3 protein-coding genes are annotated in these 6,220 nt (G+C 52.6%); all 3 read right to left on the bottom strand.

From position 1 onward, the window contains the following. Positions 1-190: 190 nt before the first annotated feature. Entirely contained in the window at positions 191-526 is a 336-nt protein-coding gene (locus J1C54_RS16010; protein ID WP_229149908.1) for a hypothetical protein, read from the bottom strand. A gap of 78 nt (positions 527-604) precedes the next feature. Next, complete coding sequence (locus J1C54_RS16015) at positions 605-943, bottom strand: hypothetical protein (RefSeq protein ID WP_229149909.1); 339 nt, start codon at positions 941-943, stop codon at positions 605-607. 13 nt (positions 944-956) lie between these two features. Beyond that, positions 957-5,855, bottom strand: a complete 4,899-nt coding sequence (locus J1C54_RS16020) for an RHS repeat-associated core domain-containing protein (protein ID WP_229149910.1) — start codon at positions 5,853-5,855, stop codon at positions 957-959. Positions 5,856-6,220: the final 365 nt, after the last annotated feature.

The following is a 6,220-nucleotide window of genomic DNA, read 5'->3' on the forward strand; positions in this document are numbered from 1 at the left end:
TCCCGCCATCTACGATGCCGAGCTTGATAGCTCACTGGCAGCCATGAACCGCTCCATCGAAGCGCTAATCCGCGAGGCACCGGAGCAATACATCTGGAACTACAAGCGGTTTCGCAGGAAGAAGATTTCGGAGTTGCCGAAGAACCCGTATCGGCCAGCTCGATGAGTTACTCAGGACGACCGATACAAATTATGGACACTCAGCAATTCTATACTCATGCAACTCGCGGTATGTTAAAAAGTCGCCAGTCTCATACCCGTACCTTGAAAATATTTTATCCCCTGTCCCTTTATCCGCGATCTCGTAGTATGAGTAAACGCCTGCGCCGACTCCTCCCTTTATAAGCCCTACATAATCCTTCGCCGAATCAATACAGCTCTTATCAAGACAAGCTTCCAAGTTTTCAATCTCGTGATACACCCTAAGATTCGTATCAAGAAGAAACCCGGCAAGAGCCTCATTAAAAGCATTCTTCGATATTAAAGAAGAAGAAAAGAAGCCTACTAATAATGAAACAAAAGACACGAAAAATAACTTTATATAAAATTAAAACGATCAAAAATAAAACCAAAAGAAATATATATAATATTTTTAATATTAATACTACTCAACATCACACGAGTACTCTATTGACATAGCCTCAACTATATATGCTGAAAATTCTTCCGACGAAATGCTGCCAGAAAAATTCCTATTTGCCAGATCAATCAAGAGCTGTGACGTTATATGACGCGGCTCAATACAAATGCTCTTCATTATTTTTCCCGCACTGTTTGAATAGGAAATATAATAAGAAAGCGCATATGAAAATCCAGAAATAAAGGTCAATGTCTCAATATAGCTCGCCCCCTCAATGTCAAATTTTGGCTCTGGCCTCCACTCCGCAAAGCATTTTGAAGACATCAATAAGAATATTAAAAATACATTAATTACTTTATTCATTATCTTCTCCATACTACTCTCGTATCCCGCACTTCATTTCGTCATTGCATTTCGACTCACACTTCATCCACATGTCTGTCAAATCACATGCAATCGAAAAACCCCTCGACATCATGGAGCAGTACCAAGGCTCATCCGGCTTCCTGTTCATGCAATCTCTCATACACTGACTATTCTTTGTTGGAGGATAAATATTGCAATCAGCATCAAAGCAAGCAGTTTCATAGTCCTTGTGGTTTGATATACATGTCTGCCTACTTGGAATCCAAGTCTTCCCTTGACCACAAATTCTATCAAGACCCGATGGATCAGAGAATCCCACCGGATTCCCCTGGACATAGGCATAAGTATTAACCCCACCATCCAAACCAATCGGATCGCTGCGCAAATACCTGCCGGTTGCCGGGTCATAGTATCTGAAGTAGTTGTAATGCAGGCCGCTCTCCTCGTCAAAGTACTGCCCCGGGAAACGTAGTGGCTGGTCAATAAGCGATACCTGTATTTCCGCCGTTCCGAAGGGGCTGTAGCGGGCTTGCCAGACGATATTTCCCTGTTGATCAGTAACCACTTGAGGCGTTCCGAGATGATCCGTGTGATACCAGTAGACTTCGGGGGAGTTGGCATCATCACGATAGTCCAGCAGCGCAGCGAGTGTGTTGTCGCGATAGACATACTCGCGAATTGGCGCGCCATCACTTTGATATTCTCCAATGAGCAGGCCATCCTGATTGTAAATAAATCGCTGTATCTGATCTTCAGTTTGTGGCAGCTCCCCCTGTGCCAAATGATACTCTGCCCGAGCCATGGCCTCCGATAATGCTGTCTGGCTTTGCTGCCGCGCATTGTCAATACTGGCCATCGCTGCATCACTCGCTTGTGCAACCTGGTTTTGAAAGATGACCTTAGCGAGCTGCTGTTCAGACAGTTGCCGTTGTGCATCGGCCTGCTGCTGTAAAGCATCAGCTTCAAGCTGGTAGCCATTTGCTTGCGCAATTAGCCGATCGGCTTCTTCAAGATAGCGTTCTGAACGAAGTTCGTACCACCAGTTGACCAACCACCCTAACCAATTGTCCGAGCGTGCTGCCAGCGCCTCATCGGAAAGGCGTTGTTGTTCTGCGGCAGCAATGCGGCTCTGCTCCGCCATTAGCAACTGCTCGGCAGACTGCTGCTCCAATGTCGCGGCCGCCTGTTGTGCCTGCTGTGCTGCAAGCTGGCCTTGGGCAGCAAGATTTAATGCCGCCTGACGCGCAGCCTGTTCAGATGCATATTCGATGTCCAAAGCCAGTAATTGAGCCGAGATCGCTGCCACTTCTGCCTGCGCCAGTTCCGCCTGAGCACCATGCCAATCGGCTGTAGCGCCACCATCACCATGGGCGATTTTTACGGTGCGCTGGCCAAGCAGGTTGTATTGATAACGAGCTATCAACTCACCGCCGCGAGAAATGGCTTGCAGGCGACCGCGATCATCATATTCATGCTGCAGGTCACCGATTGTCAGTGGGTTACCGGCAGCATCATATTCATAATTCTGCCCCGTCGCCTGAAGCAGCCGGTTACTGGCATTCTGATAGATATATGTAGCCTCGCTAGTTGCACTACCAGCATCCGCCGCCTGAATGGAAAGTAGCAGACGATTGCCCACGGCGTCGTAGTCATATCCACGACTGCCGAACCCGCCCTGCGCGCTTACGAGCCTGCTCAATGGATCATACTGGTAGTTTTCCAGCTGGGTGCTTGATGCCGCACGTGACAAAAGATTGCCGTCTTGATCATAGCCAAAGGCGAGATCCAGAACCGGGACTTCGGCATGCCGGATCAGGCGATCTGCAAGGTCATAATCGCGGCTCAGCATAATGCCATTGCCATGCACCAACTGAAGCAGTCCACCAAATGGTCGATAGCGTATCTGGCTGGCTATCTCGACATCACGGCCATCGGCCAGACGCACGGCGATTCCTGCCACCTGCCCCTGGCTATTACGCTGATAAACAACATGCGCACCGGACGGATATTGCAAAGAAACTATCCGATCGGCCAGGTCATACTGGTAGCCGACCTCGAACACAGCGCCATCAGTTTCTACCCGCTGACTGGCCAGACTTCCGCGTGGATCGTAGTTGAAGCGCAGCACCTGACCATGCTCCTCAATGGAGCTGAGCCGGCCAATGCCATTGGCACTCTGGTCGTGCACAAGATAGGCATCATGGACGGCATCAGGATATTGCAGGCTGACTAGTCGGTTCAGGGCGTCATATTGATACACCACGATGATGCCGCGCGCGTCGGTGGTACGCAGGCGATTGCCCGCCTGATCATATTGGTGCTGCGTTGCGCCGGTGTCCGGGCTTAGCTGACTGAGCAGATTGCCAAAGCCGTCATACTGATAGCTGGTTGCAGCCCCATTAGCATCGACAACACTGGTAGTACGCCCGGCGCCATCACGGGCGAAGCCGGTTTCCCCCTGCAATGCATCAATAATCTTCACCATGCGGTTCAATGAATCGTACTGATACTCAGTGACACGCTGTTCCGGAGATTGCTGCCGGATCAGATTACCGGCGGCATCATAGTCGTAGTCGGTAAGGCCGCCTTCTCCATCAATCAACGTATTAAGCCGGTTTAGATGATCAAACTCCCGGGTCAGCGAAGACAGCAGATTACCCTGGGCGTCCTCAATAATTTCCTGCTCGCGTTCTCCCAACGCATTGAGAACGTAACGGATGCGATTGCCATCACCATCACGGATACCGACAAGACGTCTGGCGTCGTCATAATCGAAGTAGCTTTCGACTCCCTGTGGATCGCCCGCTCTGATCAGCTGGCCCGCGTCATCGTAATCCAGCGTAGTCACTGCATCACCGATCACTCTCTGCAACAGCCAGCCGCGCGGATGGTAGTGCTGCTCAGTAACGACACCATTGGCATCAATAACACGCGCCGGCCTACCCCAGCCATCATGATCCTCATAGCGCGTCCGATGGCCGAGTGCATTGACACTGGCGATCATGTAGCCCGTGTCATAGTCGTACTCGTAGTACTGCAGGTCAGAAACATCTTCACGCGGACCATCTACCGACAGCAACAATCCGGCGGCTGCGCTTTCGCTATCTGCGGGCACATATTGCCAGCGGGTTACTCGGGGGTTATGAGTCAGCTCGACATCAAGCCCCTGAGCACCGTCCAGGTCACCTGTCGTCCATTGTTCCAGTCGACACAGTGCTCCCGGCGATCCGCCACAATCCACTCCCGCATCGCCCTGATAGTGCCAGCGAGTAAGCAGCTGCGGCTCAGCTCGCTGCGCCGGCAGACGCCAGAGAGCATTCCACTGTGTGGTTACAGTGCGCTGCTGAGCCGTATCAACGGCCTCGATGCGCGTGGTTTCCAGATCCGGCCGTGCAAAGTCCTGATAGCGGTATCGGGTTTCATAGCCACGAAAATCTGTTTGCGAAGTAACGCGGCCAAAGATGTCATAGCGCCGCTGCTCACCCTGTGCGCCACATTGGGTGCAGGGCGCAGAGATGTCAGTTACTCGAGCCACACCAAGGTGATTCTCGTAGTCGTACTGCCGCTCCTTGCCAAGGGCATCGGTTATCGTGCGCGAGCCATCGCTGTGATAATTGATACGGGTGCGGTTCGCCTGCATGAAGCCATGCTCACTGGAAACCGCGCGCCCTTCGATGTCGTATTGATAGGTAGCGTAACGCCGCCCGGTTTCCAGAGTGATGCCGGTCAGCGCGTTGGGCAGATCCGCGCCCTGGGCATGGGCCGGCTCGTTGTAATGATAGTGCCGCAACGATTGCTGCGCTGATGACCCCGGATACTGAACCCCGGTCAGGTTGGCGTGTTCGTCGTAGTGATACTGCCAACGCGCGCCATCCGCGCCGATCATCTCCGCCAGTAGACCTTCGTGTTCGTGTCCTTGCGGATAGTAGTAAAACCGCAACTGATGGTTATGGCGGTCAGCCACAGTTATCAGCCGTTCATCCTGATACGACAGCACCAGTGATAAGCCTTCCGGGCTGACGATACGTTGCAGCCGCCCGTCGCCATTGTAGTATTCCGTCTCATTATTCTTGTTGCGATAGACCCAGCCGACGATATCACCGCCCTCCCGTTGAGCGGCTAACTGTCCCGGTACATCCGCATCTGACTGCCAGACACCGTCTTCATTCAGGGTAAAGCTCCAGGCCCGCCCGTCAGGTCGCGACACCATTGCCGTGGAGACCACACCGACACGCAATATCACGGCACGCGAATAATTGTGTCGCCAGTTCAACGGCAGTCCAGGCTCATTCAATCCGGCCGGCAGCACCTGATAGCTATTGTAATGACGAACAAACTCCAACCCGCCGGGCATAGTGGCCAGATCTGTCTCGCGCTGGTATTTATTGCCGGTGGCCCCATTGATGGGGTTTGAGCCATTGGAGGGGCACTCGGGCCCGGCATTCTTCTCCGGCTGCAGGTCTTCGATGGGAGTGCAAACGTTACCTGCCGCCTGATAGCCCGCCGGGCAGAACACGGAGCGTTCACGATAAAGAGCAAAACTATCAACGACATTCGGATAGCAGAACTGCACCCGCGGATGGCGCACGTTGATATTCTCAATGCCCATTTTAAAGCGTGGATATCTTCTGGTGCTGCCACACGCACCGAATTGCGGCTCCGCCGTGGTCCCCCAGCTCCCCTGAGACTCCAGCTTGGCATCACCACAGGCGTTGTAGTGGTAGAGCATGCCATTGGCTTGGGCCTCTAACGGATCCGTGAATCCGTAGATGGTCTCGTTACAACGGACATGGCTGTATTGCCAATCCCCAACCAGCGGCGCCACGTTAATGGCCTGGCCACTACCTGCTCCCAGCAGCGTCAATAAAAGCACCACCACACGCGCCGTACCTGACATCTTCCCTGCCATTTCCAGCTCTCCCTGAACCAGCCACATTCGTGAGCCGGAAGGCTGGCAAGGAATGCTACGGCGGAGAAGAGGACATTGGCGCCCTTACACAAACTTGAGATATTTCAGGCACGGCGGCTGGCCATCGGCTGACGGGGATCATGTGCACCCATCACCACTATCACCTTCCCTGAATAGCGGGTATCACTTCATTAATGACGTTTATTCTGCCCCCTCGCTACCAAGCGCACCGGCTTTACTCTATAATCGCGCCGTTTTGCCACCCCCGGAATTAACCCTAATCATTTGATTTCCAAAAGAAATCAAAACAGCAGACGAGGGAAATATTGTGCTTGAAGCCTATCGCAAACATGTTGAAGAACGCG

The organism is Alcanivorax sp. 1008, assembly GCF_020667895.1.
In the GTDB taxonomy this organism is placed as follows: Bacteria; Pseudomonadota; Gammaproteobacteria; order Pseudomonadales; family Alcanivoracaceae; genus PGZG01.